Annotated in this window: 27 protein-coding genes; 16 read left to right on the top strand and 11 right to left on the bottom strand. The window is 68.7% G+C overall.

The window, feature by feature from the left end:
* Window positions 1-54: 54 nt before the first annotated feature.
* Complete coding sequence (locus C441_RS09905; RefSeq protein ID WP_007274971.1) at window positions 55-2007, bottom strand: COG1361 S-layer family protein; 1953 nt, start codon at window positions 2005-2007, stop codon at window positions 55-57.
* 132 nt (window positions 2008-2139) lie between these two features.
* On the opposite strand from C441_RS09905, the gene C441_RS09900 reads away from it, so the two are divergent.
* The 4 genes from C441_RS09900 (at window position 2140) to C441_RS09885 (ending at window position 6199) form a co-directional block, all read left to right on the top strand.
* A complete protein-coding gene (locus C441_RS09900) occupies window positions 2140-3144 on the top strand; it encodes an ABC transporter ATP-binding protein (RefSeq protein WP_007274970.1) in 1005 nt (334 codons plus the stop codon).
* Window positions 3137-3940 (top strand): ABC transporter permease subunit, encoded by an 804-nt coding sequence (locus C441_RS09895; protein WP_007274969.1) that lies wholly within the window; start codon window positions 3137-3139, stop codon window positions 3938-3940. Before C441_RS09900 ends, C441_RS09895 begins: the two co-directional genes overlap by 8 nt.
* A 66-nt stretch (window positions 3941-4006) precedes the next feature.
* Window positions 4007-5041 carry a WD40/YVTN/BNR-like repeat-containing protein gene (locus tag C441_RS09890; RefSeq protein ID WP_007274968.1) on the top strand — a complete coding sequence of 345 codons (1035 nt, stop codon included), beginning with the start codon at window positions 4007-4009 and terminating at the stop codon, window positions 5039-5041.
* A 75-nt stretch (window positions 5042-5116) separates the two neighbouring features.
* Window positions 5117-6199 (top strand): geranylgeranyl reductase family protein, encoded by a 1083-nt coding sequence (locus tag C441_RS09885; RefSeq protein ID WP_007274967.1) that lies wholly within the window; start codon window positions 5117-5119, stop codon window positions 6197-6199.
* Between the two features lie 36 nt (window positions 6200-6235).
* Here C441_RS09885 and ygfZ read toward each other — a convergent pair whose 3' ends face one another.
* Together ygfZ and C441_RS09875 are read right to left on the bottom strand one after the other, a co-directional pair.
* Window positions 6236-7333: a CAF17-like 4Fe-4S cluster assembly/insertion protein YgfZ gene (gene ygfZ, locus C441_RS09880; RefSeq protein ID WP_007274966.1), complete on the bottom strand. Its 1098-nt coding sequence runs from the start codon at window positions 7331-7333 to the stop codon at window positions 6236-6238.
* Between the two features lie 162 nt (window positions 7334-7495).
* Complete coding sequence (locus tag C441_RS09875) at window positions 7496-7795, bottom strand: DUF6432 family protein (RefSeq protein ID WP_007274965.1); 300 nt, start codon at window positions 7793-7795, stop codon at window positions 7496-7498.
* A 104-nt stretch (window positions 7796-7899) separates the two neighbouring features.
* Between C441_RS09875 and C441_RS09870 the strand changes: the two genes are divergently transcribed.
* The 9 genes from C441_RS09870 (at window position 7900) to C441_RS19025 (ending at window position 15629) form a co-directional block, all read left to right on the top strand.
* Window positions 7900-8955, top strand: a complete 1056-nt coding sequence (locus tag C441_RS09870) for a DUF7093 family protein (protein WP_007274964.1) — start codon at window positions 7900-7902, stop codon at window positions 8953-8955.
* A gap of 70 nt (window positions 8956-9025) precedes the next feature.
* A complete protein-coding gene (locus tag C441_RS09865; RefSeq protein ID WP_007274963.1) occupies window positions 9026-9406 on the top strand; it encodes a DUF5611 family protein in 381 nt (126 codons plus the stop codon).
* A 192-nt stretch (window positions 9407-9598) separates the two neighbouring features.
* Window positions 9599-10057 (top strand): universal stress protein, encoded by a 459-nt coding sequence (locus C441_RS09860; RefSeq protein WP_007274962.1) that lies wholly within the window; start codon window positions 9599-9601, stop codon window positions 10055-10057.
* 79 nt (window positions 10058-10136) lie between these two features.
* Complete coding sequence (locus tag C441_RS09855) at window positions 10137-10814, top strand: TIGR00266 family protein (protein WP_004969088.1); 678 nt, start codon at window positions 10137-10139, stop codon at window positions 10812-10814.
* 84 nt (window positions 10815-10898) lie between these two features.
* On the top strand, window positions 10899-11867 hold the full coding sequence (locus tag C441_RS09850; RefSeq protein WP_007274961.1) for an ROK family protein: 969 nt from the start codon (window positions 10899-10901) through the stop codon (window positions 11865-11867).
* A gap of 430 nt (window positions 11868-12297) precedes the next feature.
* Complete coding sequence (locus tag C441_RS09845) at window positions 12298-13773, top strand: LVIVD repeat-containing protein (RefSeq protein ID WP_049920530.1); 1476 nt, start codon at window positions 12298-12300, stop codon at window positions 13771-13773.
* A 117-nt stretch (window positions 13774-13890) separates the two neighbouring features.
* On the top strand, window positions 13891-14223 hold the full coding sequence (locus tag C441_RS20285; protein ID WP_004969091.1) for a NifU family protein: 333 nt from the start codon (window positions 13891-13893) through the stop codon (window positions 14221-14223).
* 117 nt (window positions 14224-14340) lie between these two features.
* On the top strand, window positions 14341-14604 hold the full coding sequence (locus tag C441_RS09835; protein ID WP_049920529.1) for a hypothetical protein: 264 nt from the start codon (window positions 14341-14343) through the stop codon (window positions 14602-14604).
* Between the two features lie 191 nt (window positions 14605-14795).
* Window positions 14796-15629 carry a S8 family serine peptidase gene (locus tag C441_RS19025; protein WP_083874910.1) on the top strand — a complete coding sequence of 278 codons (834 nt, stop codon included), beginning with the start codon at window positions 14796-14798 and terminating at the stop codon, window positions 15627-15629.
* A gap of 25 nt (window positions 15630-15654) precedes the next feature.
* On the opposite strand, the gene C441_RS09825 is transcribed toward C441_RS19025, so the two are convergent.
* Entirely contained in the window at window positions 15655-17061 is a 1407-nt protein-coding gene (locus tag C441_RS09825; protein WP_007274957.1) for a DUF402 domain-containing protein, read from the bottom strand.
* Window positions 17058-17432 (bottom strand): DUF7532 family protein, encoded by a 375-nt coding sequence (locus tag C441_RS09820; RefSeq protein ID WP_007274956.1) that lies wholly within the window; start codon window positions 17430-17432, stop codon window positions 17058-17060. The genes C441_RS09825 and C441_RS09820 overlap by 4 nt, the downstream gene beginning before the upstream one ends.
* Before the next feature lie 196 nt (window positions 17433-17628).
* Between C441_RS09820 and C441_RS09815 the strand changes: the two genes are divergently transcribed.
* Window positions 17629-18666 (top strand): PrsW family intramembrane metalloprotease, encoded by a 1038-nt coding sequence (locus tag C441_RS09815; RefSeq protein ID WP_007274955.1) that lies wholly within the window; start codon window positions 17629-17631, stop codon window positions 18664-18666.
* A 53-nt stretch (window positions 18667-18719) separates the two neighbouring features.
* Here the strand turns inward: C441_RS09815 and C441_RS09810 are convergent, their stop codons facing one another.
* Both C441_RS09810 and C441_RS09805 read right to left on the bottom strand, forming a co-directional pair.
* Complete coding sequence (locus tag C441_RS09810) at window positions 18720-19331, bottom strand: riboflavin synthase (protein WP_007274954.1); 612 nt, start codon at window positions 19329-19331, stop codon at window positions 18720-18722.
* A 328-nt stretch (window positions 19332-19659) separates the two neighbouring features.
* Window positions 19660-20034 (bottom strand): hypothetical protein, encoded by a 375-nt coding sequence (locus C441_RS09805; protein WP_239640825.1) that lies wholly within the window; start codon window positions 20032-20034, stop codon window positions 19660-19662.
* A 149-nt stretch (window positions 20035-20183) separates the two neighbouring features.
* On the opposite strand from C441_RS09805, the gene C441_RS09800 reads away from it, so the two are divergent.
* Complete coding sequence (locus tag C441_RS09800) at window positions 20184-20918, top strand: DUF502 domain-containing protein (RefSeq protein WP_007274952.1); 735 nt, start codon at window positions 20184-20186, stop codon at window positions 20916-20918.
* A gap of 1 nt (window position 20919) precedes the next feature.
* Here the strand turns inward: C441_RS09800 and C441_RS09795 are convergent, their stop codons facing one another.
* Window positions 20920-22746: an SLC13 family permease gene (locus tag C441_RS09795; RefSeq protein WP_007274951.1), complete on the bottom strand. Its 1827-nt coding sequence runs from the start codon at window positions 22744-22746 to the stop codon at window positions 20920-20922.
* A 148-nt stretch (window positions 22747-22894) separates the two neighbouring features.
* On the opposite strand from C441_RS09795, the gene C441_RS09790 reads away from it, so the two are divergent.
* Entirely contained in the window at window positions 22895-23137 is a 243-nt protein-coding gene (locus tag C441_RS09790; protein WP_007274950.1) for a DUF7533 family protein, read from the top strand.
* On the opposite strand, the gene C441_RS09785 is transcribed toward C441_RS09790, so the two are convergent.
* The 3 genes from C441_RS09785 to C441_RS20570 form a co-directional block, all read right to left on the bottom strand.
* A complete protein-coding gene (locus C441_RS09785) occupies window positions 23138-24316 on the bottom strand; it encodes a M24 family metallopeptidase (RefSeq protein WP_007274949.1) in 1179 nt (392 codons plus the stop codon).
* A gap of 6 nt (window positions 24317-24322) precedes the next feature.
* Window positions 24323-26173 carry a UvrD-helicase domain-containing protein gene (locus tag C441_RS09780; RefSeq protein ID WP_007274948.1) on the bottom strand — a complete coding sequence of 617 codons (1851 nt, stop codon included), beginning with the start codon at window positions 26171-26173 and terminating at the stop codon, window positions 24323-24325.
* 156 nt (window positions 26174-26329) lie between these two features.
* Window positions 26330-26506, bottom strand: a complete 177-nt coding sequence (locus C441_RS20570) for an HVO_0416 family zinc finger protein (protein ID WP_007274947.1) — start codon at window positions 26504-26506, stop codon at window positions 26330-26332.
* Window positions 26507-26538: the final 32 nt, after the last annotated feature.

Below are 26538 nucleotides of genomic sequence, written 5' to 3'. Positions count from 1 at the left end.
CGGCTTTTTTCGGCGACGACATCCTCAGCGCCGCCAGAAGCGTCACCGCTGGCCTCAGCGCCTCCGGTACCACCAGTAGCCGACGCCCGCGAGCGCGAGCGCCACGACGAGCGCCGGGAGGACGGGGAACGTCGTCGCCGGTTGGACCACCTCGACGGCGACCTGCTGGGTACCCGTCGAGAGCCGTCTGCCGGCGTCGTCCTCGTAGCTCACGTTGACGCCGACGACCTGCGTCTTCGGGACGGCGTCGCCGCTCACTTCGAGGTCGAAGACGACGAGCCGCGTCTCGCCGGCGTCGAGCCGGGGGACGAACGCCACGGCGTCCTCGCTCGAAAGCGGCTCCTCGACGACGAGTCTGACCGTCACGTCGGTCTGCGGCGTCGACTCGGTGTTCGTCACCGCGAGGACGAGCCGACCGGTCGAGTCCACCTCGAACGTCGCGTTCCGCGGTTCGACCGCGACGGCGGGGTCGTCGGTGCGCACCGCCGCGAGCACGTCGGTCCGGTCGGCCGCGCGCAGTTCGTCGCCCGGCGGTCGGTACTCGACGACGAACGGGAGTCGGCGCGTCCCCGGCGTCGACCCCTCGGCGATGCCGATGGCGTACTCGAACTCGGCCGACTCGCCGGGCGCGAGCGTGCCGACGGTCACGTCGACGTCCGTCGGCGTCAGCGCCGGGTCCTCGGTTTCGAGGCGGAGCACCACGTCGCGGGCCTCGGTCCCGCCGACGTTCTCGACGGTGCCGACGACCCGACCGACGCCGCCGACTCTGAGCGTGCTCTCGTCGACCGTCACGGCGAACGCCGGGCCGGCACCGGGGTCGAGACCGGCGACGAGCGACTGGGTCTTCCGGTCGCCGCCGGGGTTGCGGAACGAGACGGTCACGTCGAGCGAGTAGGGCCGGTCGAGGGCGTCGTCGGCGACGCGGGTGCGGAAGCTCACGCGCCTCGTCTCGCCGGGTTCCCACGCGCCGACGTAGGCCTCCGCGGCGGGCGCGCCGGCCCCGAAGGTCACCTCGGAGTCGGAAGACGCTACGCCGACGGTCGTCGCCGCGGCGGTCGCGTCGCCGACGTTCACGAGTTCGAGCGTCAGCGTGCCGGTGTCGCCGACGGCGACCGCGGCGTCCACGTCCGCGAGTTCGAAGTCGGCCCCGCGGGTCGGCCGAACCCCGGCGACGAACGCCCGCGAGGTCCGCGTTTGGCCGTCCTCGTCGCGGTAGCTCACGGTCAATTCGACCGAGTAGTCGCGGACGATGGCGTCGTCGGCGACGCGGGTGCGGAACTCGACGCGCTCTGTCGCGCCCGCGTCCCACTCGCCGACGAAGGTCTCCGCGGAGGCGACGCCGCTCCCGAACGTTATCTCCGGGTCCGTCGAGGCGACGGTCACGGTCGCGTCCGCGGCCCCGACGGGGCCGACGTTCTCGATGTCGATTGCGAGGGTCCCGCTGTCGCCGACCGCGAGGGCGGCGTCGACCGCCCGGACCTCGAACGCGGGGCGGCGCTCGACGACGACTTCGAGGTCCCGCGTGACGGTTCGGCTCCGGTGGGTGGCGTCGACGTCGTCGCCGTCCACGAACACCGAGGCGGTGTAGTCGTAGCTGAACGTGACGGGTATGTCGTAGGTTCCGGGGCGAGCGCCCTCGGCGACGCGGAGGCGGAGCGACACCGGCCCGGCGACGCCCTCGGGGACGGTCCCGACGGGAACCTCGCCGCTGAGGACCGTAATCGGCCCGCTCGAATCCGCGCTGATGGTCAGCGCGCGGGCCGTCTGGACGAGCGCCTCGTACTCCTCGGGGCCGTCGTCCGTGACCGTCCCGCTGTTGACGACGAACACCTCGACCGCGGTCTCGGTGCCCGCGACGAGTCGGTTCTCCGGCGCGATAATCGTGAGGTCGGGACTTCCGGCCACCTGACTGACGGCCGCGGCGCTCCCCGTTGCACCGAGGAGGGCGGACAGGACCAGTAGGGTGGCGAGGAGCGCCGCGCTCGCGCGCCGGCCGCGGGGAGTCATGGTGAGGAGACGGGCGGGCGACCCCGCTTCAGTCACCATAGATACGCGGTATGTAATCTTAACAACACGCTCGACTCTCGGCCGGCGGTAACGTCACGCAAGGGATACGTTCGGGGCGCGCCTACGTGTAGTATGTCCGTCCCCGCCATCGACATCGACGGTCTGACGAAGTTCTACGGGGACGTTCGCGGGGTCGAAGAGCTCTCGTTTTCGGTCCCGGAGGGCGAGCTGTTCGGCTTTCTCGGCCCCAACGGCGCGGGGAAGTCCACGACGATTCGCCTGCTTCTCGGCCTGCTCAAACCGACCGACGGCACGGCGCGCATTCTCGGCGTCCCGGTGGACGACCGGGACAGCTTCCTCGACGTGCTCGCGCGCGTCGGCCACATCCCCGGCGACCCGCGGTTTTACGACGACGTGAGCGGCCGCAAGACGCTCGACTACTTCGCCGGGCTCTCCGGCGACGCCCGGCGCGACGAACTCCTCGACCGCTTTCCGGTGCCGCTCGACCGGCCGGTCAGGGCCTACTCGCGCGGGAACCGCCAGAAACTCGCCATCGTGCAGGCGTTCATGCACGACCCGCGGGTGGTCGTGATGGACGAGCCGACCTCGGGGCTGGACCCGCTCGTCCAACAGGAGTTCTACGAGTTCCTCCGCGAGGAGCGCGACCGCGGGGTGACGGTGTTCTTCTCGACGCACATCCTCGGGGAGGTCCGCGAGGTCTGCGACCGGGTCGCCATCATCCGCGGCGGTCGGCTCGTCGCCGTCGAGGACATCGACGACCTGCTCGCCCGAAGCGGGAAGGTCGTCACGGTCCGGTCGCCCGACGCCATCGACCTCGCGGACTTCGAGTTCCCCGAGACCATCGACGCGCGCATCGAACCCGATGGCTCGCTCCGACTCGTCACCTCGGGCAACTACGACGCCCTCGTGGACGCCCTCGACGGCTACCGCGTCGACGACCTCGAAGTCCGCGAGACGGCCATCGAAGACGTGTTCATGCACTTCTACGACGAGAGCGAGGCGGAACGCGAGGACGACGCCGATGCCGACGCCGCCGACGCTGATTCCCGCGACGGCGAGAGCGATGCCGCCGCAGAGCCGTCGCCCGCGGACGCCGAGGAGTCCGCGGATGCGTGAACTCGACATCGCGGCCTTCGAGTTCGCCCGGCGACGGCGCGGCCTCCTCGTCGTCTGCGTGCTCCTCGTGGCGACCGCCGGGCTCACCATCGCCGTCTACCCGTCGTTCGGCGAGTCCGACATCGACTTCGCCGAACTGCTGGAGTCGTATCCCGAGGAGTTGCAGTCGGCGTTCGTCGGGAGCATCACCGACATCTCCTCGCTGGAAGGCTACCTCGTGGTCGAACTCTACCAGCTCGTCTGGCTCCTCATCGTCGGGAGCTACTTCGCCTACGCCGCGGGGTCGCTCGTCGCCGGCGAGGTCGACCGTCAGTCGGTCGAACTCGTCCTCGTGCGGCCCGTCTCGCGCACCCGGTTCGTCGTCGGCAAGTTCCTCGCGATGCTCCCGGCGGTCGCCGTCGTCGACCTCGCGCTCCTCGCGGCCGTCGTCGTCGGCGCGGGCCTCATCGACGAGGAGATTCACCTCGGCCGCCTCCTCGCGGTCCACGCCGTCGGCGGCCTCTACCTCGTCGCCTGCGTCGCCGTCGGCCTCCTCGCGTCGGCGTTCTTCGGGCGCGTCCGCCGGGCGCAGGGCGCGGCCATCGGCGTCGTCTTCGGGACGTTCCTCCTCGACTCCCTGACGGTCGACACCGACTACGAGTTCCTCGGAGCCCTGTCGCTCACGCGCTATCTCGACCCCGGCGAACTCCTCGTCGCCGGCGACGTGGACTGGGGCGGCGTCGCCGTGCTCGTCGCCGTGACGTGCGCCCTCGTCGTCCTCGCGGCCGAGCTGTTCGAGCGACGCGACCTGTCGTAGTCGTCATCCCGTCGCCCCGGACGCGGCCCGCGCCCGCTTTTTCACCGTGGAACGCCTACGTCCCCCATGCATCTCTACGCCGCCGCCAACGGCGCGGCGCTCGCGGTCTCGGGTTCGCCCGACGACTTCACCGCCCGCCGGCGACTCGACGAGCACCGAATCGAGTGCGTCGCGGCCGACCCGGGCGCGCCGGGCCGGGCGTTCTGCGGAACGTTCGACGCCGGCGTCTTCCGAACGACTGACGGCGGGGCGTCGTGGTCCGCGGTCGGCACCGACGCGCTCCCCGAGTCGGTGACGAGCCTCGCCGTCTCCCCGGCCGACCCCGACGTGGTCTACGCCGGCACCGAGCCCTCGGCGGTCTTCCGCTCGCTCGACGGCGGGGAGACGTGGGCAGAACTCGCGCCGCTTTCGGACCTCGACTCGGCGTCGTCGTGGGCGTTTCCGCCCCGCCCGCACACCCACCACGTCCGCTGGATAGAGCCGGACCCGACCGACCCCGACCGGCTGTTCGTCGCGGTCGAAGCCGGGGCGCTCGTCCGCTCTTTCGACGGCGGCGAGACGTGGCAAGACCGCGTGCCGTCCGGGAAGCGAGACACGCACTCGATGGCGACGCACCCGGACCGACCGGGCCGCGTCTGGGTCGCCGCGGGCGACGGCTACGCCGAGACCGACGACGCGGGCGAGACGTGGACGTCGCCGACCGCGGGGCTCGGACACGGCTACTGCTGGAGCGTCGTCGTCGACCCCGCGGACCCGGAGTCGGTGCTCCTGACGGCCGCCTCCGGCCCGATGCGAGCCCACCGGGTCGAGTCGGCGGAGGCGTATCTCTACCGCCGGGCGTCGCGGGACGGTGGCGGCGATGGTGACGGTGACAGCAACGACGACAGCGAGTCGTGGGAACGCCTCGACGAGACCGGCCTGCCGACCGGGCCGGGCGCGACCCGCGCGGTCTTGGCCGCCGGACGAACCGGCGGCGAGTGCTACGCCGCGAACGACCGCGGGCTCTACCGGACGACCGACTTCGGCGACTCGTGGGACCGAATCGTCGTCCCGTGGGACGGGACGCGGCGGACCGCGGCGGGGCTGGCGGTCGTCGCGTAGCCGGGCGGTTTCCGTCGGGGCGGTCCCCTCGTCCGAAGCGAGAAGATTCATTGGTCGGCGCGGCGACGCCCAACCATGTACGATTTCGCCGTCGTCGGCGTCGGTCCCGCCGGCGCGCGGTTCGCCCGCCGCGCGGCCGACGCGGGCTACGACGTGCTCGCGCTGGAGAAAGGCGAGGTCGGGACGCCCCTCGCGTGCTCCGGCCACGTCAGCACCGACATCTGGGAGTACGTCCCCGACGAGGCGCGCGACCGCCTGTTTCAGAACCGCATCTACGGGGCGAACTTCCGCGTCGGCGGGCCGAACTCGAAGGCCTACCCGTTCTACAAGCAAAGCGAGGTCTCGAACGTCATCGACCGCGTCGAACTCGACCGCACCCTCGCCGACTGCGCCCGCGAGGCCGGCGCGGACGTGCGCGAGGGCCACACCGTCACCGCCGTCGAGGAACTCGACGACCGGGTCCGACTGACCGTGAGCGTCGCCGGCGAGGCCGGCACCGTCCAGTTCGAGGCGAAGATGGTCGCCGGCTGTGACGGCCCGACCTCGCGGGTTCGCCGGGCGCTTTCCCTCCCCGAACCGTCGGAGACGCTCCACGGCGTCCTCGCGTTCGACCCCGAGCCGGACGACGGCGACTTCGTGGACGTGCACCTCACGGTCCCGCGTTTTTTCGCGTGGCGCATCCCCCGCGGCGACGCCGGCGTCGAGTACGGCCTCGCGGCCCCGCCGGGCGCGGAGGTCACCGAGCTGTTCGACGCGCTCACGAACACCTACGACGTGGAGACAGAGCACTTCTGTTCGGGAGCCATCCCCATCGGCCCGCCGGACCGGACGACGACCCGGCGGGCGTTCCTCGTCGGCGACGCGGCCGCGCAGACCAAGCCGTTCACCGGCGGGGGCATCCTCTACGGGATGACCGCGGCCGACATCGCCGCCGAGACCATCGACCCCGACGACCCCGAGACCTTGTCGGCCTACGAGTCGGCGTGGCGCGACGAGCTCTCCCGGGAGATTCGGTTGGGCCACCTCGTGCGCCGGTGTTACTCCTTTCCCGAGTGGCTCCAGCGGGTCGGCCTCCGGTCGCTGTCGGGCGAAATCGGCGTCCACATGGACAAGCCGAGCTCGTTTTTCTCGCGCGAGCACCTGAAGAAACTGCTCTGAGACGGTCGGGAGCCGCCCAACTCTCCGCTCTCGTTCCTATTCCGCGCCCGGATACGTCGGAATCCGCGCCGAAACCGCGCTCCCCTCGACGAACGGGAGGGACTCGCGGGTCGCGCCGACGCGGTCGCCGTCGACCGCGACTTCGAGGGCGTCGGTATCGAGGCCGTAGTCGACGAGCGCGAAGCCGATGGGCGCGTCGAGCACCGGGCTCTCTACGGCGCGGGTGACGGTGCCGACCGACCCGCCGTCAGCGGAGACCTCGGCACCGGAGTCGGGGAGGGCGTCGGCGCGGAAGCCGACGAGTCGGCGCGAGGGCCGCCCGCGGTTTTCTATCTTCGAGACGAGTTCCTGACCGACGAAACAGCCCTTGTCGAAGTCCAGCGCGTTGCGGACGCCGACGACGTTCGGGACGTTGCCGCGGAGTTCCGACTCGAAAAGCGGCGTACCGGCCTCGGCGGTGAGGCTGTCCCACGTCTGATAGCCGACGGGAACCGAGGGGTTGCCGTAGAACAGGAGCGCGTCGAGCACGTCTTCGGCGTCCTTCGCGCGGCAGATGACGTCGTAGCCCTCCTCGCCGGTCGGGTTGTCGGAGGCGACGACCGTGACGCCGAGTTCGCCGCCGATGGAGCCGCGGACGAACGAGAGTTCCGGTTCCGGCGCGCCCGCTCCCGAGAGGACGCTCGCCACTTTCTCGGTCGACTGCGGGCCGTGGACGCCGAAGACGCCGAACTCGTCGGAGGCGTCGCGTATCTTGACGCGCTGGAGGAACGTCTTCGAGCGCCACTCCTCGACGAGCGGTTCGGCGCGGTCCCGCGGGGTGAAAATCAGCAGTCGCTCGCCCGCGTTGTAGACGTACATCTCCGTCTCGATGCGGCCGTCGGGGTCTAAAAGCAGGGCGTAGACGCCCTCGCCGTCCTCGTCGGGGACGGTGTTGGTCACCGCGTTGTCGACGTAGTCGACTCTGTCTTCGCCCTCGACGACGACCACGCCGTAGCCGTGTTCGATGACGCCGACGCCGTTTCTGACGGCGCGGTGAGTCCGTTCGGGGCGGCCGTAGTGGCTCACGACCTCGATTCCGCCGCGCGTCTCGAACGTCGCACCGTGTGCCTCGTGGATGTCGGCGACGAGTGTCATTGCCCCCCGTTTCGGTTTCAGCGCGTAAAACCCTCCCACTCCCGGACGACTCGCCCGGCTTTTGGTACGGAACCGTTCGGTCTTCGGCGCGGGACCGGCCCGGCGTCTCACGACCCGGCTGACGGGGTAGTCAAAACGAGTCTGTGGTCCGCGTCGCCGCGCTCAGAGTCCGAACCGCTCGCGGAGTCTCTCGAACAGCGACGCGTCTTCTTCGACGGCTTCGCTCGGGTCCGGAACGACGCGCTCGTCGGCGTGGATGAGTACCCGCGTGTCGGCCTCTTCGATCACGATGAGACTCTCGTCTTTGAGCGCTGACAGCGCCTCTTCGATGGTGTCGATGTCGGCGTCCACGGCGGCACGGAGTTCGAACACCGTCATCCCCTCGTCGTGGCGGTCGACGAGCGCGTCGAGCACCGCGACCTCGATGTCGCGGCGGTTCCGAAACTCCCGCCTCGCTCTCATAGCGGGTACATCGTTGGCCTCCTGTTTACTTGTACCGCCCGTCTGACGGGCGTCGGACGGGCAGGGGGTACCTTTTTGTTTCCGAACCCCGGAATCCTCGCGTAATGGGACTTACTTGCCGTCTTCTCGGGCACTCCTACGGAGACCCCGAGACGGAACGGGAGCGCGAGGAACGCGGCGACGAGGTGGTCGTCTCGATTCGGGAGATACAGGTCTGTTCGCGGTGCGGAAACGAACAGGTAATCAGCGAGAACAAGGAGGTCACGGCCATCCGAACGCCCGAAGAGGTCGGGATGACGGAGGGCGAAGTCGAGACCGCGGCCGCGGGCTTCGAACCGGCGAAGCCGCAACCCGGCGTCTCCGAGGCCGAAGACGCCGCCATCGAGACGGCACCGGACGCGGAGACGCGGGCCGACGCCGCCAACGCCGAGGCCAACGCCGCCGCCAGCGACGCTGAGACGGGTGCGGGCGCGGACGCTGACCCCGCGGCGCAACAGCCGAGCGAGGCCGAGACTGCGGACGCGCCCGACGCCCGGCCGGCCGACCAGCCGGACGCGAGCGCCGACGCCGGTGGCGCTGACACCGGGAGCGCCGAACGCGCCGACGCCCCGCCGGTGACCGACGACGGCATCATCCTCGGCGACGACGAGTCGCAGTCGGAACCCCGCGACCGGACGCAGTGGCCCGACGAGGTCGACGAGGTGGAGACCGACGACCCGACGCCGCCGGCCGACGGCGACGACGCGGAGTTCATCGACGCGGACGCCGAGGCGGGCGTCGAGGCCGACGCCGAGGCGGAGGCCGAACAGGGCCAGACCCGCGAACGCGGGGCGTGGCCCGACGCGCCGGGCGACGACGAGGGCTGGAACGCCCAGCCGGACGACGGCGAGCCCGTCTCGGTCTCGTTCGGCGGCGGGCTGACGCCGGAGGAGAGCGCACCGCAGAGCCAGCGGTCCAACGGCCAGTACGTCGAGGCGGAAGACGAAGACGAGTTCGTCCGCGCCGACGATTCGAACGTCGGAAACGAGGCCCCCGACGACGCCGTCGAGTACTACTGCCCGAACTGCGGGCACGCCCGCGGCGCGTCCTCGTCGTCGATGCGGGCCGGCGACATCTGCCCCGAGTGTAAAAAGGGCTACATCGCCGAGCGGGAATCCTGACCGCGGCACGCCCTCGCAGGCGTCGCAGAGTCGCGAAACAGGTAAACCATCCCCTGTCGAAAAGGCGTCCATGAAGGAGTACAAGATGCGTCGTGGGGAGACGCTCGAAGAGCGAATTCCGGACATGAAAGCGACGGTCGAAGACTACTTCGGCCCCATCACGGACACCGAGGAGTTCAAGGGAAGCGACCTCTACGTCGTCGGCGAACCCGACAATCCCGTGTTCACCCGCATCGTCGCCGGCGCGGTCAAGTACAGCGGCAAGAAGGACAAGCTCGCGGTCAACTTCGAGGAGGCCGACCCGGCCGACCTCGCTCCCGAAGACCTCGAAGCCGCGGGCGAGGCCGTCAGCGCGAAAAACGACTTCCTGCTGGAGGCGACGGGCCGCGACGCGAAGTCCCGCCGCGACTCGATGAAGCGCGCGGTCGAAGACGACGCGCCCGACGTCTGAGCCGTCCGTCGCAGTTTGGTTTTCTTGCACACCTCGTCCGCCGAGCGGCCGCGCCACCGGCGAAACGTACATAGTGTTACCGCGTGACACTCTACCCGTCTGCGACCGCGACACGCCCGAACACGAATTTTTATTTCGGTTGTGAGTAAAAACCCCCGGCACGGTTAAGTGCCGACGGGGTGAACTGACCATATGGCCATCGAGACTATCCTGCTCGCGATCGGCGCGGGCGACGCCGACCGAATCGACAGACTCGCCGAAGAGACCATCGACGTGGCCGGACCGACCGGCGCGACGGTCGTCATCGGGCACGTCTTCACGAGAGACGAGTACGACGACGCGCTCGACAACCTCGATTTCGACATCACGGCCGAGGAGGTTTCGGCGGACGACGTGGCCCGACGACACGCCACCGTCCGCGAACTCACGCGCCGCTTCGACGACGCCGACCTCGACTACGTCGTCCACGGCCGGGTCGGCCACCACGGCGAGAAACTCGTCGAACTCGCGGGCGAGGTCGACGCCGACCGGCTCGTCGTCGGCGGTCGGAAGCGCTCGCCGGCCGGCAAGGCCGTCTTCGGGAGCGTCGCACAGGAGGTCATGCTCGAAGCGCCGTGCCCCGTGACGTTCGTCCGCGCGGACACCAAGTGACGGTCTGCGGGCGGCTCGACCCCCGGTATCCGCGATTTTCGGAGGCAACTACATATCTTAGCGCGCCGTCAACTTCCGCATGGACCACTCCATCGACTACCGCCCGTCGTTCGCTCTCCTCACCGTCTCGCTCGACGAGGGCGAGTCGCTCCGGTCGGAGGCCGGCGCGATGGTCAGCTACTCCGACGGCATCGACATCGAGACGAACGCGAAAGGCGGCCTCTTCGGGTCGCTCAAGCGGAGCGTCCTCGGCGGCGAGTCGTTCTTCCAGAACACGTTCAGCGCGCGACAGGCGGGCGAGATTTCGTTAGCGCCCCCGCTTCCGGGCGACATCGTCCACCACGGTCTCGCCGACGAGACGCTGTACGTCCAGTCCGGGTCGTACCTCGCTTCGGACCCCGCGCTCGACCTCGATACCTCCTTCGGCGGGGCGAAGACGTTCTTCGGAAGCGAGGGGCTGTTCCTGCTCAAACTGACCGGTACCGGCGACAGCTTCCTGTCGAGCTACGGGGCCATCCACGAGGTCGAACTCGACGACGGCGAGCGCTACACGGTCGACACCGGCCACATCGTCGCCTTCGACGAGACGACGGACTTCTCCGTCGAGCGCGTCGGCGGCCTGAAGTCCACCCTGTTCAGCGGCGAGGGACTCGTCTGTACCTTCACCGGACCGGGGACCGTCTGGACGCAGTCGCGTAGCATGGACTCGTTCCTCTCGTGGCTCATCCCCAAACTCCCGACCAACAACTCCGCGTGACCTCGAACCGGGACTTACAGTGCCGCGAGTAAATCTGCCGAAAATCCCGCTTAGTTAAGTGGCGGGCGCATCGCTATGGGAACGATGGCGTACTACGTGGGCGTCGACCTGGGGGCGACGAACGTCCGTTCCGTGGTGGGCGACGACGATGGAACGATCCTCGGAGAGGCCCGTGACAGCACTCCGCGCGGTCCGACCGGAATCGCGGTCACCGAGGCGGTCCTCGGCGTCGTCCGCGAGGCGTGTGCCGAGGCGGGCATCGACCCGAGCGACGCGGTCGCGGCCGGCATCGGCGCTATCGGCCCGCTCGACCTGGCCGAGGGCGCGGTCGAGAACCCGGCGAACCTGCCGGACACCATCGACCGCATCCCGCTGACCGGCCCCCTCTCGGTGCTCTTGGAGACGGACGAGGTGTATTTGCACAACGACACGAACGCCGGCGTCATCGGCGAGCGGTTCCACTCCGACCGCAACCCCGACGACATGGTGTATCTCACCATCTCGTCGGGTATCGGCGCGGGCGTCTGCGTCGACGGGCACGTCCTCGCCGGCTGGGACGGCAACGCCGGTGAGGTCGGCCACCTGACGCTCGACCCGCACGGCTTCATGACGTGCGGGTGCGGCCACAACGGTCACTGGGAGGGCTACTGCTCGGGGAACAACATCCCGAAGTACGCCCGCGAACTCCACGAGGAGGACCCGGTCGACACCGCGCTTCCCGTCTCCGACCCCGACTTCTCCGCGGTCGACGTGTTCGAACACGCCGGCGAGGACGAGTTCGCCGACCACATCATCAGCCAGCTGGGCCACTGGAACGCGATGGGCGTCGCGAACATCGTCCACGCGTACGCGCCGCTCATCATCTACGTCGGCGGCGCGGTCGCGCTCAACAACCCGGACCTCGTGTTAGACCCCATCCGCGAACAGATGAGCGAGATGGTCATGTCGAACATCCCCGAGATTCAACTGACGACGCTCGGCGACGAGGTCGTGGTCGAGGGGGCGTTGGCGAGCGCGATGACCGGTGGCACCGGTGACCGGTCTCGGCTGTGAGAGACGACTCGCCGGTGGTAGCGCAGGCGGAACTGGCGACCGCCCGCGATTACAAGACGGCAGTTCGCGCCTCCGTCAGCGAATTATCCCGATTGATACTCGGTGGCGCAGTCTTATAACCCCGGTCGAGAAACGCGATGACGTGCACCCGACGACGCCGAGTCATTCGGCGCACCGGTCGGCGCGTTCCCGTTCTCGTCGAACCGCGCGGTGCACGGGCGTTCCACCGGAAGCCTAGAACGGGACCGGTCGACACCCCCCACCACCATCGTCGACCGACCGACGCCGGCGGGGATATCCCACACCCACCCACCCATCCCCGCCGGCGTCGCTTCAGTTCTCACGCAACCCAGTGCAGACTGAGCGGTCCCCGCTCAGCCCGGTTCCGGTCCTCCGTCCGATTTTTCTCCTCGGCACCCGCAGACTCACCGTGGACCGCCGCCAGTTCCTCCGCACCGTCAGTGCGAGCGCGCTCGCCGCCTCGACCGCCGTCGTCGTCGGCTCCCCGCTCGCCACCGCCCATCCCGGCCCGTTCGAGCCGCTGGGCCGCATCGAAATCGACGGCGCGAAAGAGGCCGTCGTCTCGGCCGACGGCGAGACCGTCTTCGTCGCCGCGACCGATGGCTACGCCGTCGTCGACGTCTCCGCGCCCGACCGTCCCGAACTCCTCGCCGAGCGCCGCGACCTGCGTTCCGACCGCGAGGACGGTCCCTTCCGCGGCCTCTACGACGTGAAACTCGACGGGGACACGCTTCTGGTCGTCGGCCCGGCCAACCCGATTCCGGGCGCGCCGGCGGGCGTCCTCGTCGTCGACGTGTCCGACCCCGCGACCCCCGAAGAAATCGCGTTCCACGAGACGGGCTTTCCCATCCACAACTGCTTCGCCGCCGACGGCCGGGCGTATCTGACCGCCAACGACGGCGACCGGAACCCGCTCGTCGTCCTCGACGTCGACTCCGGCGACGAACTCGGCCGCTGGTCGGTCGTCTCTACCGACGACCGGTGGGCCGACGTGCCGCCCTCGATGCGGTCCGTCCACGACGTGTGGGTCCGCGACCGCGTCGCGCACGTCGCGCTCTGGGACGCCGGCACGTGGTTCGTCGACCTTTCTGACCCCGCCTCGCCGTCGGTCCTCGGCGCGGTCTCGCCCGGTGACCCCGAGGAACTCGCCGCGCTGACCCCTCGCGACCGCCACCGCGAGCGACGGACGCCGCCCGGGAACCACCACTACGTCGCAACCGACGACGCCGGCGACCTCCTCGGCGTCGGCGTCGAGTCGTGGGCCGTCGAGGTCGACCGCGACGACGGGACGACCGAACTCGTCGGCGGGCCGAGCGGCGTCGAACTCTGGGACGTGTCGAACCCCGCGAATCCGGTGCGGCTCTCGACCATCGAGCCGCCGGCCGGCCCGGACCCGACGCTCGGCGGCGTCTGGACCACGGCGCACAACTTCGACTTCCGCGACGACAGGCTCTACACCTCGTGGTACCGCGGCGGCGTCAAGCGCCACGACGTGTCGGACCCGACCGACCCCGTCGAACTCGCGTGGTGGCGCGACCCCGAGCGCGCGAGTTTCTGGACCGCGCAGTACGCCTACCCCTTCGCCGACGAGGGCGTCTTCGTCGCGTCGAGCCGCGGCGTCGACGACGCGTCGCCCGCGCTCTACACGTTCCCCGACCACGCCGGCGACCAGCGCGACCCGCCGACGCTCGGTCCGGAGACGACCACCGAATCTCTCGTCAACACGCCGCCGACGACGCCGACCGGGGACGGCGCGACTCCGTCCGCGTCCGACAACAGCCCTTCGACTTCTGCGACCGACGCGCCGGGCTTCGGGCTCGGCGTCGGCGCGGCGGCGCTCGGCGTCGCCGGCTGGCTGGCCCGCCGTCGCGGGCGGCGCGACTGAGAGAGCGCCCGGAGCGCACCGAATCTATCACGAACGACCGAGACAGCCTTTCTCTCGTCGCCCGGCGCGGTGGGAGAACCGTTTCATTCTAATCCGTGGGGTTCGAAGCGTCGGGGTATGAGCGACGAGTCGGAGAGCCTCAAAGAGCGCGTCGAGACGTGGATGGTCGGCCAGATGCCCATCATCCAGATGCACGGCGGCAACAGCGTCGTGCGCAAGGCCGATGCGGAATCGGGGGAAGTCGTCGTCGAACTCGGGGGCGCGTGCGCCGGGTGCGGCATCTCGAACATCACCGCCCAGAACATCCAGTCGGACCTCATCATGACGTTCGACGAGGTGACCGACGTGCAGGTCAAGGTCCCCAGTTCGGGCGACCACGGAAGCAGTACCGTCGAAGGCGGCCGCGGCGGCGAACTGCAGTACGGCGACGAGGGACCGGGGCACTTTTAGCGACCGTTCGGTCTCTGTCGGGTGGTCTGGCTAGTACACTTCGTTCAAATCAGAACCGCCCGAAACTCATTTTTCCGGTGGATTGATATATTGCATGCGCCTATTCACGGCTGAGCAATGGCCCAACAGATTCATCCGAAAGTCGAAGCGATGATTGAGGGCTTCGACAGTTCGAAGACCGTGGATCTGGTCTTCGTTTGCGAGGACAATCGGGCCGAAGATGTCTCCAGAGCTATTGAAGAACTCGGCGACGAGGTCTCTTCTGAACTCCCCGGTGACGTCGTCGTGGCTACGGTTACAGTTGAGAACCTCCCTGCGCTCGTTCGTCCCGACTATATCCTGTCGGTCTCTCCCGACCGGGAAGCACGTGCCCTCGCCTAACTGTGTCGGGGTACGATAATGTTCGGGCATTTCGAGAACGCATCTTTCACGCCGTCTGTGAGAGTGTCGACCACAGCCCGGTCGATTGCTCTGGAGACGGTGTTCACATCGGAATCGTCGATTCGTGCAAATCTCCTCCAGCCGCATTCGCTCGGTCGGCTTACATCGAACATCGAAGAAATTTCTTAGAGGTGGACGACGACGTCACTCACATCCACGGTGTCGCCATCTTTGAACTGCTGAGTGCCGTTGCGCCACAGGCAACCTTCAGCTTCTATCAGGCGATGGACTCCGACAAGCGCCTCCCGACGGATTCGTTCACCCGGGCAATCCATCAGGCCGTTGACGATGGTGTCGATATTCTCAACCTCTCGTGGGGTGCACCAAACGAGATTCCGGTGGAATGCTCTCCACAGCATCCCCCGGTCAAGTACGCCGTCGAAAACGACGTAATCGTCGTTACTGCTGCGGGAAATCGAGAGGTCGATGAGGGCCCGAAACAGTACGTGTTTAGCCCCGCCCTTGCTGAGGAAGCGGTCGCAGTCGGTGGTTTTGAGGCGCTGTGTCCAGTCGTCCCGTCACCGGTTGATAATACGATGGACGAAGGACCGTACTGTTTCGAGGGCGACGCGAGGGAGCGGAGTTTTTGCGGCCATCACGGTTGTGATGATTCGCCCTCGTGCGTACGGAGTAAGACACTGCGCGAGTGGCCAGATAACACACGGCCGCTTGATGGAAAGCCCGATATTCTTGCGCCCGCACACATGCCTAGCCCTCGCGATACGGCTGATATCAGCGACGTTGAACTGTACGAAGGTAGCAGTTACGCGGCACCTGTCGTCGCAGGTGCCCTCGCCGGGGTGTTCAGCAAAGCAGACGTCGACACCGAAACCACGGCTATCAATGTGCACGAACTTGTAACCGCCGGCTCGCGGACCGTCTCAGGTGCACCTGCACCGGCACTCAACTCATTTGGTATGTTCAAACGGCTGGAGTCGCAAGTCGAAACCAACTCTCAACAGTAACTACCATCTCTCTGAGTGCTCCTGATTACCCCGACAGCGCCGACTCCAGACTCGACGCCACCGACCGCGCCTTCTCGGCCAGTTCTTCCGAGATGTGGCCGGCCTCGACGGCCGCGTCGAGTTCGTCGTCGTCGACCCGCTCGACCGTCCCGTCGGCGTGTTTCACCACGTCCACGTGGAGGTCGATATATCGAATCTCGTCGGGGAAGCATTCGACGGGCGTGCAGATGTTGACGTAGGTTCCCTTGACGCCGCCGTCGGCATCGCGGTACACCGTCGGGTACCACCACCGGCCTTCCCGGAACTTCGTGACCGCCACGTCGCCTGACTCGCGGTCGACGCCGAGGGCGTCGTAGGTGCCGCCGCCGGTCATGCTCCGCCGGAGTTCGACGGTTCCCTCGGAGTCGCGTTCCGTCACCTCGCCGGAGCCGAGCGTGATGAGCCGACCGTCAGGTTTCCCGTGGCCGATTTCCACGTCGTCGCCTTCGAGCGGGCCGAACTGCGCGGTCACCACGTCGAAGGGGAACTCGCCGTCGGCGACCGACTCGCAGAGCGCCTCCGCGAGGTCGACGCCGGCGGAGGCCTTCGGCGAGGCGGCCTTCGTCCGGTGGTGGCCGGGCATCGTCGTCTCGACGGCCCGGCGCTGGGCGTCGAGTTCGAAGCGGGTCTCGCGGCCGAACCAGACCCACGTCGTCGCGGTGGGCGCGGCGACCGCCCGCGGGGCGTCGACGGGTTCAGAGAGCGCGTCGTCGAGTTCCGCGGCCACCTCGGCGGCCCGGTCGAGCGCGTCGTTCAGGGCGCTCATGTCGGCGTCGACGGCGTCGCGGTGCCAGCGGATGCCCCAGCCATCGGGCGGGTCGCCGCCGAGGAGGTCCGTCATGCCGGCCAGTTCGCGGGCGGCGGCCTCGTCGCGGGTGTCGACGCGGACGCCCTCCGAGTCGGGGTCGAGCGTCGCCAGCCCCGCGACGGCGCGGACGTCGCCGGTCAGGTCGGCGCGGTGGGAGGCCCACGGGGGGGCCGACTCGGCGACCTGCACGCGGACCTCGTCGCCGACCTCCACGCGGCCGTCGACGTCGCCGTACGAGAGGTAGCCCTCGGTCTCGCCGAGGTCGCAGACCGCGCCGCCGCCGAGGGTGTCGGTCACGCGGGCGTCGAACACCGCGCCGGTCGGCGCGGGGTCGTCCCACGCGAAGGTGTCGATGCCGAGGTCGGTGAGTCGCTCGGTGGCCGTTTCGACCGCCTCGGGCGCGCCGGTCGCGCCGACGCCCTGTCGGTTCCGGGTCGTCTCGACCGACACGTCGTGGTCCGACGAGTCGAACTCGGCGTCGAAGCGCTCGCGAATCGGGCCGGACGCCTGCACCACGTCGTGGCCGGCGTCGAGGAAGACGCCCGTGAGCGCGGTGGCGTAGATGCCGCGGACGCGGACCCTCATAGCTTGTCGGCGTCGCGGGCGAAGGTGACGCGGGCGTCGACCGTCGGCCCGAGCGTGAGTTCGACTTTCTCCTCCGAGAGGACGCGGCCGCCCTCGATGGGGACGCCCCACGAGTCGAACTTGAGGTAGCCGCGGAGGTCCGCGCCGTGGGTGTAGAGGTCGACGTGGTCGACCGCGTGTTCCTGCACGTCGGTGGCGCTGTGGGCCATCTCCATGTCCGAGTAAACCGTCCCGCCGTCGCCGAAGAACGCGGCGATGGCGTCTGCGTCCGATTCGACTGCGTCGCTCACGAGGTCCGACGCGGCCCGGAGGTCGTCGGTGTCGAGGCCGACCTCGCGGAGCGCCGCCTGTTCGCGGGGGTCGAAGTGCATACCCGCCCTTCGGAGCGGAGGCATTAACGTCGTACGGTCGGTCGTCGGCCGCTGGGCCGGGCGGCTGGTCGTCAGTCAGTCGGTTAGTCGGTCGCCAGTCAGTCGCTCGCCGGCCATCCGACTGTCAGCCCTTCGGCCGGTCGCGGGATGCCGTGGCCGAAGCTATTACCAGATGCAATACCCTTTGTGCTACGTGATGGACCAGCAGGACCCAGTCGAGCAGGCGTCCGACGGCTCGGACGACCTCTACGACATCGCGACGTGGGAGGAACGAACCTCGGTTGACGGGCTCGCGGTCGCGCTCTACCGGGTGTTGCTCGCGTCGACCCGCGCGCTGGTCGTTCTCGCCGCGCTCCTCATCCTCGTCGGTATCGGCGGCCTGTCGGCGCTCACCGACCCGCAGGTCGGCGCGCTCACCATGCTTTCGGCGCTCCCGGCGCTCGCGCTCGCGGGCTACGTCTACTACTCCGACGTGACCCAAAACGAGCCGCTGTCGATGCTCGTGGTGACGTTCCTCCTCGGCGTCCTCACCGCCACGTTCGCCGCGATTCTCAACTCGATTCTGAGCAACGTCGGCCAGACCATCGCGGCCGAGTTCCAGTTGGCGCTCGGCTTCCTCGGAAGCGCCGTGTTCTACTACCTCGTCGTCGGCCCGGTCGAAGAGACCGTCAAGCTCCTCGCGGTCAGGCTGTACGCCTACTCCCACGACAGCTTCAACGCTGTCATCGACGGGGCCGTCTACGGCGCGATGGCCGGCCTCGGCTTCGCCACTATCGAAAACGCCCTGTACATCACCCGCAACCTCACGTCTTCGGGGCTCGACGTCGGCTCCGGCGGCGTCGGCATCATCGCCGCCGGCGGGACGATTACCGCGGTCCGGGCGCTCGCCGGACCGGGCCACGTCATCTACTCGGCCATCGCGGGCTACTACCTCGGCCTCGCCAAGTTCAACAAGGAGAACGCCGGTCCCATCGTCATCAAGGGCCTCGTCCTCGCGGCGCTGGTCCACGCGACGTACAACACGACGGTCGGCCTCGGCTCGACCGTCATCGCGGGGATAACCGGACTCGGCGGTCTCGCGGCCTTCCTCGTCTACGTCATCATCTACGACGGCGTCTTCGGGCTCTACCTCATCGGGAAGCTCCGCCGCTACAGTCAGGCGTACCACCGCGCCCACGCGCCCGGCCCGAGCGCGGCGTCGTTCAGCTCCGAACGGACGGAGTTCGAGGACTGAGGCGGCGACGACGGCAGAACACGACCCGAGACGAACCGCGGCGTCCCCTTTCCCTACTCGGCGACCAACCGCTCGGCGTAGCCGTCGAGCATCGATTCGACGTACTTCGCCACCACGTCGACCTCGACGTGAACCGGGTCGCCGACCGCCTTTTCTGAGAGCGTCGTCAGGTCGTAGGTCGTCGGGATGATGGCCACGGCGAAGGAGTCCCCGTGGCGGTCGGCCACGGTGAGGCTGATGCCGTCGAGACAGACCGAGCCCTTCTGGACGACGTACCGCGCCAGCGACTCGGGGAGGTCGAACTCGAAGAACCAGTCGTCGCCGACGCGCTCGACGTTCGCGACCGTCGTCGTGCCGTCGACGTGGCCCTGGACGATGTGGCCGTCGAAGCGGTCGTCGGCCGCGAGGGCGCGTTCGAGGTTGACGCGGTCGCCCTCGACGACGTCGCCGAGGTAGGTCTTCTCGACGGTCTCGGCCGCGAGGAACACCTCGAACCAGTCGTCGCCGAACGCCTCGACGGTCAGACAGACGCCCGAGACCGCTATCGACTGGCCGTGGTGGAGGTCGTCGAACGTGAGGTCGGTGCGGATGCGGAGGCGGCGACCGCCGTCGGCGTCGGTCACGTCGACGATTTCGCCCGGCCCCTCCACGATTCCCGTGAACATACCCGCGGCTTCGGTCGGCTGAACTTAATGCCTACCGTTTCCGTTTCTCATCACGGTTTCGTGACTGCCGGACTGCCCGCCGGGACGGTCGGCGCTTCCTCCGAGCCGCGTTCGACGAGAGAGCGCGACGGGCTACCCCAAATTGTAGTAAATCTTCTTTCCGCAGTTCTTACACGCCGACTGGTTGTTCCGACCGAGACTGTTGGTGCCGATGCGCATTATGTCGTCGCTTTTCGAATTGACCGTGATATTCGCGATTTCTCCGCAGTTCGGACAGGCGACTTTCGTGACTGGCATCCGTGGTATCCTCGTGATTAGTGACCGGTGTCTACTCCTCGTAGCCGTCGACGTAGTCGTCGACGACGCCTCCCTCGTAGCCATCGACGTACTCCTCGTCCCCGCTCGACGGCTTCCGTCCGGAACTGTCACTGCCGCCGGAACTAGGCATCGAACCGGACGACGGGTCATCGTTGGTGCGACGATTCCGCAACTCGCGCCGCACGGCGTCGACTGCGGGGCTCCCGAGGAGTTCGTTTCGGAGCGTCTCCAACTCGACATCGGTGTACGAGGATAACTCCGCGGTACCGGCCATCGCATCCGCTTCGAGTTCTTCGACGTACTCGTACCCCCCGACCTTGTCCATAACTGGTGCTTCGAGCGGTGTCCGCCCGCCGTGTGGGTCTTCCGGTGGTCCTTGGTTCATGTCGAATTAATGCCGAGACGCGGTATTGAAACTATGGTGTGCGGTAGCACGATACCGACTCGACTCCTCGCGGGCGCTCTGTCGTTTCGACAGCCACCGTGTGCTCATTGATACCATACAATTTTACCGTCGTCGGCCGGAGAGTCGGTATGGACGTTCTGGCCCGACTGCGGAGCAGTTTCGTCACCGGTCTCATTCTCGTCACTCCGCTGGCCGTGACCGTGTTCGTCCTCCAGTTCGCGTTCAACCGCATCACCGCCGCGCTCCGCCCGGTCGTCCGTCAGGTGACGCCCTTCCTCGCCGACGCGCTCAACTACTCCGGCGACATCGTCCTCATCTCGCAGGTGCTGTCGGCGCTCATCATCGCCGTGGCCGTCTCGCTTCTCGGCTACCTCGCGTCGATGAGCCTCGGCCAGCGGCTCTTCGGGAGCTTCGAGCGCGGCGTTCGGCTCCTGCCGCTCGTCCGCACCATCTACTTCGGCGTCCGGCAGGTGTCGGAGTCGCTCACCGAACCGACCGCCGGCTACGACCGCGTGGTGCTGGTCGAATACCCGCGCGAGGGGCTGTTCTCCATCGGCTTCGTCACCAACGAGGCCCCGCCGTCGGTCTCCGAGGTCTCCGACGACGACCTGTTTACCGTGTTCGTCCCGCACAGCCCGAACCCGACCGCCGGCGCGCTCATCATGGTCTCGCCCGACGAGATTCGCGAACTCGACATGCCGGTCCGACGCGGCCTCCGGCTTCTCGTCACCACGGGCCTGAGCGTCGACGACCCGGAGACGCTCCCGTCGGGGCCGGCGGGCTACGACCCCTCGAACGGCGAGGACGGCGTCCGGGCGGAGACTGACCAGCGTCGCAACGCGGGCGAGAGCCGAGCCGAGTGACCTAGACCCCCCACAAGAGGACGATACCGGCCGTCGTGACGACCGTGAGAAGAAGCTGGAGCGGCGCGCCCACGCGGAGATAGTCGGTGAAGCGGTAGCCGCCCGGCCCGTACACCATCAGGTTCGTCTGGTAGCCGATGGGCGTCATGAACGCCGTGCTCCCGCCGAAGGTGACCGCGAGGGCGAAGCCGAAGGGGTCGGCACCGAGGCCGAACGCGGTGTCGATGGCGACCGGGAGCATGAGGACGACGCTCGCGACCGGCGTGATGACGTTCGCCAACAGCCCCGTGAGCAGGTAGAACGCGGCGAGCACGACGACGACGGGCAGGTAGGTCGCGGCGACGCCGACGAACTCCGAGAGGAGCGCGACGCCGCCGGTCAGCTGGAGCGCCTGCCCGAGCGGAATGACGCCCGCGAGGAGGAAGATGACGTTCCAGCTCACCGCGCCGTAGGCGTCGCTCGCCGAGAGACAGCCGAGCGTGACCATCGCGGCGACGCCGCCGAGCGCGGCGATGGCGATGGGCACGACGCCGAGCGCGGCCAGTCCGATGACCGCCGCGATGACGGCGAACGCGCGGAACGACGTCGGTGACAGTCCGCCGTTGTCCTCGATGAACTCGTCTGCGACCTCGCTGGTCACGACGAAGTCGCCGCTGTCGCGGAGGTATCGCGCCGTCTCGTTCGTCGTCTGGAGGAGCAGTGAGTCGCCGACTTGGAGTTCCACGTCTCTGAAGTGCTCGCGGATGAGGTCGCCGCCGCGCCGACGGACCGCGAGCACCGTCGCGTCGTAGCGCTCGCGGAGTCGCGCGCCGCCGATGGTCTCGCCGACGAGGCCGGACTCGCGGGGGACGACGAGTTCGACGAGCGCCACGCGCTCGGGGCGGTCGAGTTCGGCGTCGGTGACCGACGCGCGCGGGAGGAACCGCAGGTCCGCGAGGTCGCAGAAGCGCCGAATCGTCGCCGGGTCGCCCCGGATGGTCAGGATGTCCCGCGACTCGACCTCGCGGTCGGAGTCGGCCGCGATGAAGTGCTCACCGCCGCGGAGCACGTCGAGGATGTCCACGTTGAGGTCGCGGTAGGTGTCGTCGGAGACCTCGCCCGCCGGGATGCCGACGAGCGGCGACCGCGCGGGGACGAGCACGCGGGCGAGAAACGGCTCGACGCCGTAGTTCCCGGTTCGGTTTCCGGGCTCGATTCGCTCGGGAAGGAGCCGCGGCGCGACCGTCAGGAGGTAGCCCGCGCCGACGACGAACACCACCGCACCGAGGGGCGTGAACGTGAACATCGAAAACGGCGGCAACCCGGTCGCCGCGGCGTAGGCCTCGCTGGCGACGAGGTTCGTCGCCGTCCCGACGAGCGTGAGCGTGCCGCCGAGCATCGAGGCGTACGAGAGGGGAATGAGGAGCTTCGACGGCGAGACGTTCGCCTGGTCGGCGAGGTCCGAGACCATCGGCACGAACACCGCCACGACCGGCGTGTTGTTGACGACGCCCGCGACGGGGCCGGTGAGGCCGACGACCGCGGCGAGCAGTCGGGACTCGCTCCCGTTCGTAAACGAGGCGACCGCGTCGCCGAGGACGCGAATCGCGCCGGTCTGTCGCACCCCCTCGCTGAGGGCGTACATCGAGAGGACGGTGATGGTCGCGGCGCTCGAAAACCCCGACAGCCCCGTCTGGAGGTCCACCCGCGTCCACGGTTCGAGGACGACGAGCGCGACGATGACGCCGATGGCCGTCACGTCCGGCGGGGCCGCCTCCGTCACGAAAAGCGCCATCGTGACGACGACGAGCGCGAAGACGACGAGCATCCCGGAGGTGACGGCGACCATGCTGGCAGTCGATTCGGAGGCGGCTTAATGCTACCCCGCGTGACCGTCGGCCGCGGCGACGGGTCGCCCCGCTCCCACCGCCCGAACGACGCGCTCGCCCGCCCGCCGGTCGCGACGCTTTTACTCGCCCGTGGTGTAGCCTCGGGCGATGCGACTCGGAATCCTGGAGATGGTCGGTCTCGCGGCGACCCTCATCTTCGCCATCCCCGTCGGCGGCTTCGGCCTCACACTCCTCGCCGACGGGCGGACCGTCTTCGGCGGCGCGATGCTCCTTCTCGCGGTGCTCATGGTCGCGCTCCCGAAGTTCCTCACCATGCCGCAGGACGTCCCCTCGCTCGCGGCCGAGAAAGTCATCGGCGGCGTCGCGAAAGAGCCGGACGACGACGAGTAACTACCAGCGACTCGGGCCGAGGCCGGTCGGCGCGTCGCCCAGCAGTCGCGGGCCGTCTTCGCCGACGACCAGCACGTCGGTCAGTTCGACCCGGCCGTGGTCCGGGTGCGTGACCGCGGAGCGGACCCGGAGGACGTTGCCGGCGACGAGTTCGCGGTCGCCGTCGAGCGGCGGGTCCTCGCGGGCCGCGAGGCCGATGCCGCCGCCCACGTCTCTCGTCACCTCGTCGGCCATCGAGAAGCCGAACGCGGCGGTCTCCGCGCGGAGTTCGCTCCCGAGGAAGCCGGCGTCGTCGCCGGGGTCCGCCTCGACCAGACTGACCTTTCTGGCGGCGTCGCAGGCGACGTGCGCCCGGCGCTCCCACCCGCCGTCTGGGTCGACGACGAAGGTGCGGGCCAGCGCGCCGCGGTAGCCCGCCGGGCCGCGCGGGCCGACCGAGACGACGATGGGTTCGCCCGGCGGGAGTTCGACCGGCTCGCCCCCGTCGCCGCGGGTTCCCGCGAGAACCGTCGTCGCGCCCGCGGAGTCGACGCCCTCGGCCGCGAGCGTCGCGTTCACCTGCCGGCGGAGTCGCTCGGTCGAAAGCGGCGCGCCGTCCCAGTGGAGGGCGGGCCGTCCGTCGTCACCGTCGCCGCCGTCGCCCTCACGGCCGCTGTCGCCGTCGCCGCTGTCGCCGTCGTCGGCGTCCTCGACCGTCGCCGCCGACAGTATCGCGGCCGCGCGACCGACGCCGCGAGTCGCCGCGCGCTGGGCGGCCTCGATGGCGTCGCGCTCGGCGTCGTCTTTCACCGCGCGGGCGGCTTCCACCGCCGCGGTCGACGCGAGGTCGTAGCCCGCCGATTCGAGGTGGAGCGCGGCGTCGTGCGGAATCGTCCGCGGCGCGAGGACGGTCCCTTCGGGAGCGCCGTGTTCCGCGAGGACGGCCGCGGCGGCCTTCCCCGGCGGCCTGTCGTCGACGCGGACCGAGGCGACCGACAGCGCCGGCGGTTCGACGGTCGAGGGGACCCGGAGATGCGTCTCGCCGTCGACGCGGACGAAGGCGAGGTCGCAGTCGAACTCGCGGCCGGTGAGGTAGCGACTCGTGGGGTCGGAGCCGCCGGAGACGGCGACGAAGCCGACGGCGTCTCGCTCGGAAACGGCGGCGTCGATGGCGTCGCCGCCGCGCGGACCGCTCCGCACGGGACGTTACGCCTCGGGTTCGGGCGCGGGCGGTTCCTGCGCGTCGTCGACGAGTTCCTGCGCGGGAGCCTCGCGAATCTCGTTGTGGAGCAGGACGCTGATGGGAAGCGTCGGCGCGCCGGTGACGAGGTTCTCGAGGACGATGAGGCGCTCACGGGCGCGGGACATCCCGACGTAGAAGACGCGGCGCTCGTTGTCGGTGATGAGCGGGACGGGGCTCGTCGTCGCGGTGAACTCCTCGATGCCGCGGGCTTCGAGCTCCTCGTCGGAGACGGAGGCGGCCATCTGCTCGACGACCTTCTCGGTCAGGTCGGTCGCCATGAACACGTGGTCGGCCTCGCGACCCTTCGCCGAGTGGATGGTGCCGACGCGGACGCGACTGGGGTCCATCCCCTCGTAGCCGCCGCCGAAGTACGCGTTGACGGACTTGCGCTGGAAGCTCGTCACCTTGCGGACCATGTCGCTGGCGGACGAACTGTCCGGGGCGAAGGGCGCGAAGTTCTTGATTTCCTTCGGCGTGAACTCGATGTTCGTGATGTCGTCGACGCCGGCCTCTTCCTGTCTGTCGTCGATGGCGTCGAAGAGGTCGTCGCGGTCGTTCGTGCCGAACGCGGAGTCCTGGAGCATGTCGGCGAGGCGGCGCGCCTGCAAGCCGTCGACGGGTTCCTCGGCGTCGAGCGCCTCGACCGCGCGGACGTACTGCGTGAGTCGGTCGGTCCACATGCGCTGGTCGGTCAGCGTCGAGAAGGGGATGCCCGACGGGAGGAACTCGTCGATGAACTGGAACATCTGGTAGCGCGCGCGGAACAGCACCATCACGGTGCCCTCGTCTTTCTCGACGGTGTAGCGGACGTTCCGGGCGAGTTCGAGCATCGACGGGCTCTCGACGGCCTCGACCGCACCGCCTTCCTTGCGGGGTTTGAGGTCCTTCTCCTGTCGCTTGTCGATGTGGCGAATCTCCCGGTTGACGACGTTGAGGACGTTCGACGGGAGCCGGTAGGAGTTCGGGAGAATCTCGTCGTTGTCGCGTTCGGCGTCGAGAAGCAGGTTCGGGTCCGCTCCCTGCCACGCGTAGACGACCTGGTCGTCGTCGCCGGCGATGAGGACGCCCCGCATGTGGGGCTTCCACTCCTCGTACACGTCGTACTGGAGGGTCGTGATGTCCTGGAACTCGTCGATGACGAGGTAGTCGACGTTGGGGACGAGCGCGCGCTGTTTGACGCGTTCGAGCATGTCGGCGAAGCCGACCAGCCCGTGTTCGCCCTTGTAGGCGCGCCACGCGCGGATGGCCTCGGGGATGTCGATGCGGTCGTCGTCGGAGGGCCACGTCGGCGTGTACTTGTTGCCCTCCTGGGCGTTCGGGTCGACCTCCGGCGGGAGGCGGACCTCCTCGACGTTCCACTGGAACGGCACGTCGTACCAGTCGGAGACGTCGCGGCGGGTGCGCTGGAGCCACTGGCTCGTGGCGATGACCTTGTTCCCGATGGTGGTCGAGCGGGCGGTCCGGCGGCCCGCGCCGCCGTACTCGTCTTCGAACTCGATGCCGTAGTCCTCGCAGAACTCCTGTTTGTCGCTCTCGCCGACCACGTCGTTCCGCGAGAGGCTCAAGAGTTCGTACGCCTTCGCGTGCATCGTCGAGACGTTCCCCTTCAGCGACCGCGGGTTGATGTCGAGTCGCTCCGCGAGCCGGTCGCGGACCTCGGCCGCCGCGGCTCGGGTGTAAGAGACAACGAGAATGTCGCGGATGGTGACGCCGTCTTGTTCGAGAATCTCCTCGACCTTGTCGAGCAAGGCCGTGGTCTTCCCGCTTCCCGGGCCGCCGAACAGCCGGGTGACGGTCACGTCGGATTCGCTCATTGTGCACGTTCACGGCCTTATCGGTGATAAGCGACGTGCTTCGGACGAGGGCGAACGCGCCCGGAGTTGCGTACTCGCCGGGCGTTCGCGAACGGCTCACCGAGCGGGTGAAAACCGTCGAGAACAGGTGCTCGTGGCTTGGTCAGTTCGGACGCGTCAGGCCTCCGGCACCCACCCGCAGACGGAGCAGGTCGCCGCGCCCATGTCGTGCAGGGCCCCGCAATCGGGGCACTGCAGTTTGTTATAGGATCGGTCCCAGCGTACCGGTTCTGTCTCGTGACCGCGGTCGGCCAAGAACTGGTCGAACAAGTCGTCACTGGGTGCTGAGGCCATACGTGGTATGATATGGCATACCCCTATTTAGT

This window comes from Haloferax sulfurifontis ATCC BAA-897 (assembly GCF_000337835.1).
GTDB lineage: Archaea > Halobacteriota > Halobacteria > Halobacteriales > Haloferacaceae > Haloferax > Haloferax denitrificans.
The sequence above is the reverse complement of the archived record's forward strand: the minus strand, read 5'-3'. Positions and strand labels throughout refer to the sequence as shown.

Bases quoted from the DNA above. Each gene is read 5' to 3' on its own strand.
- C441_RS09820 (WP_007274956.1), bottom strand. From the start codon at position 17,432: ATGCACTTCGACCCCCGCGAACAGGCGGCGCTCCGCGAGGTCGGCCTC.
- C441_RS20285 (WP_004969091.1), top strand. From the start codon at position 13,891: ATGAGCGACGAGTCGGAGAGCCTCAAAGAGCGCGTCGAGACGTGGATG.
- C441_RS09800 (WP_007274952.1), top strand. From the start codon at position 20,184: ATGGACGTTCTGGCCCGACTGCGGAGCAGTTTCGTCACCGGTCTCATT.
- C441_RS09825 (WP_007274957.1), bottom strand. From the start codon at position 17,061: ATGAGGGTCCGCGTCCGCGGCATCTACGCCACCGCGCTCACGGGCGTC.
- C441_RS09795 (WP_007274951.1), bottom strand. From the start codon at position 22,746: ATGGTCGCCGTCACCTCCGGGATGCTCGTCGTCTTCGCGCTCGTCGTC.
- C441_RS09900 (WP_007274970.1), top strand. From the start codon at position 2,140: ATGTCCGTCCCCGCCATCGACATCGACGGTCTGACGAAGTTCTACGGG.
- C441_RS09790 (WP_007274950.1), top strand. From the start codon at position 22,895: ATGCGACTCGGAATCCTGGAGATGGTCGGTCTCGCGGCGACCCTCATC.
- C441_RS09875 (WP_007274965.1), bottom strand. From the start codon at position 7,795: ATGAGAGCGAGGCGGGAGTTTCGGAACCGCCGCGACATCGAGGTCGCG.
- C441_RS09780 (WP_007274948.1), bottom strand. From the start codon at position 26,173: ATGAGCGAATCCGACGTGACCGTCACCCGGCTGTTCGGCGGCCCGGGA.
- C441_RS09895 (WP_007274969.1), top strand. From the start codon at position 3,137: ATGCGTGAACTCGACATCGCGGCCTTCGAGTTCGCCCGGCGACGGCGC.
- C441_RS09850 (WP_007274961.1), top strand. From the start codon at position 10,899: ATGGCGTACTACGTGGGCGTCGACCTGGGGGCGACGAACGTCCGTTCC.
- C441_RS09865 (WP_007274963.1), top strand. From the start codon at position 9,026: ATGAAGGAGTACAAGATGCGTCGTGGGGAGACGCTCGAAGAGCGAATT.
- C441_RS09810 (WP_007274954.1), bottom strand. From the start codon at position 19,331: ATGTTCACGGGAATCGTGGAGGGGCCGGGCGAAATCGTCGACGTGACC.
- C441_RS20570 (WP_007274947.1), bottom strand. From the start codon at position 26,506: ATGGCCTCAGCACCCAGTGACGACTTGTTCGACCAGTTCTTGGCCGAC.
- C441_RS09870 (WP_007274964.1), top strand. From the start codon at position 7,900: ATGGGACTTACTTGCCGTCTTCTCGGGCACTCCTACGGAGACCCCGAG.
- C441_RS09905 (WP_007274971.1), bottom strand. From the start codon at position 2,007: ATGACTCCCCGCGGCCGGCGCGCGAGCGCGGCGCTCCTCGCCACCCTA.
- ygfZ (WP_007274966.1), bottom strand. From the start codon at position 7,333: ATGACACTCGTCGCCGACATCCACGAGGCACACGGTGCGACGTTCGAG.
- C441_RS09855 (WP_004969088.1), top strand. From the start codon at position 10,137: ATGGACCACTCCATCGACTACCGCCCGTCGTTCGCTCTCCTCACCGTC.
- C441_RS09885 (WP_007274967.1), top strand. From the start codon at position 5,117: ATGTACGATTTCGCCGTCGTCGGCGTCGGTCCCGCCGGCGCGCGGTTC.
- C441_RS09835 (WP_049920529.1), top strand. From the start codon at position 14,341: ATGGCCCAACAGATTCATCCGAAAGTCGAAGCGATGATTGAGGGCTTC.
- C441_RS09805 (WP_239640825.1), bottom strand. From the start codon at position 20,034: ATGAACCAAGGACCACCGGAAGACCCACACGGCGGGCGGACACCGCTC.
- C441_RS09815 (WP_007274955.1), top strand. From the start codon at position 17,629: ATGGACCAGCAGGACCCAGTCGAGCAGGCGTCCGACGGCTCGGACGAC.
- C441_RS09860 (WP_007274962.1), top strand. From the start codon at position 9,599: ATGGCCATCGAGACTATCCTGCTCGCGATCGGCGCGGGCGACGCCGAC.
- C441_RS09890 (WP_007274968.1), top strand. From the start codon at position 4,007: ATGCATCTCTACGCCGCCGCCAACGGCGCGGCGCTCGCGGTCTCGGGT.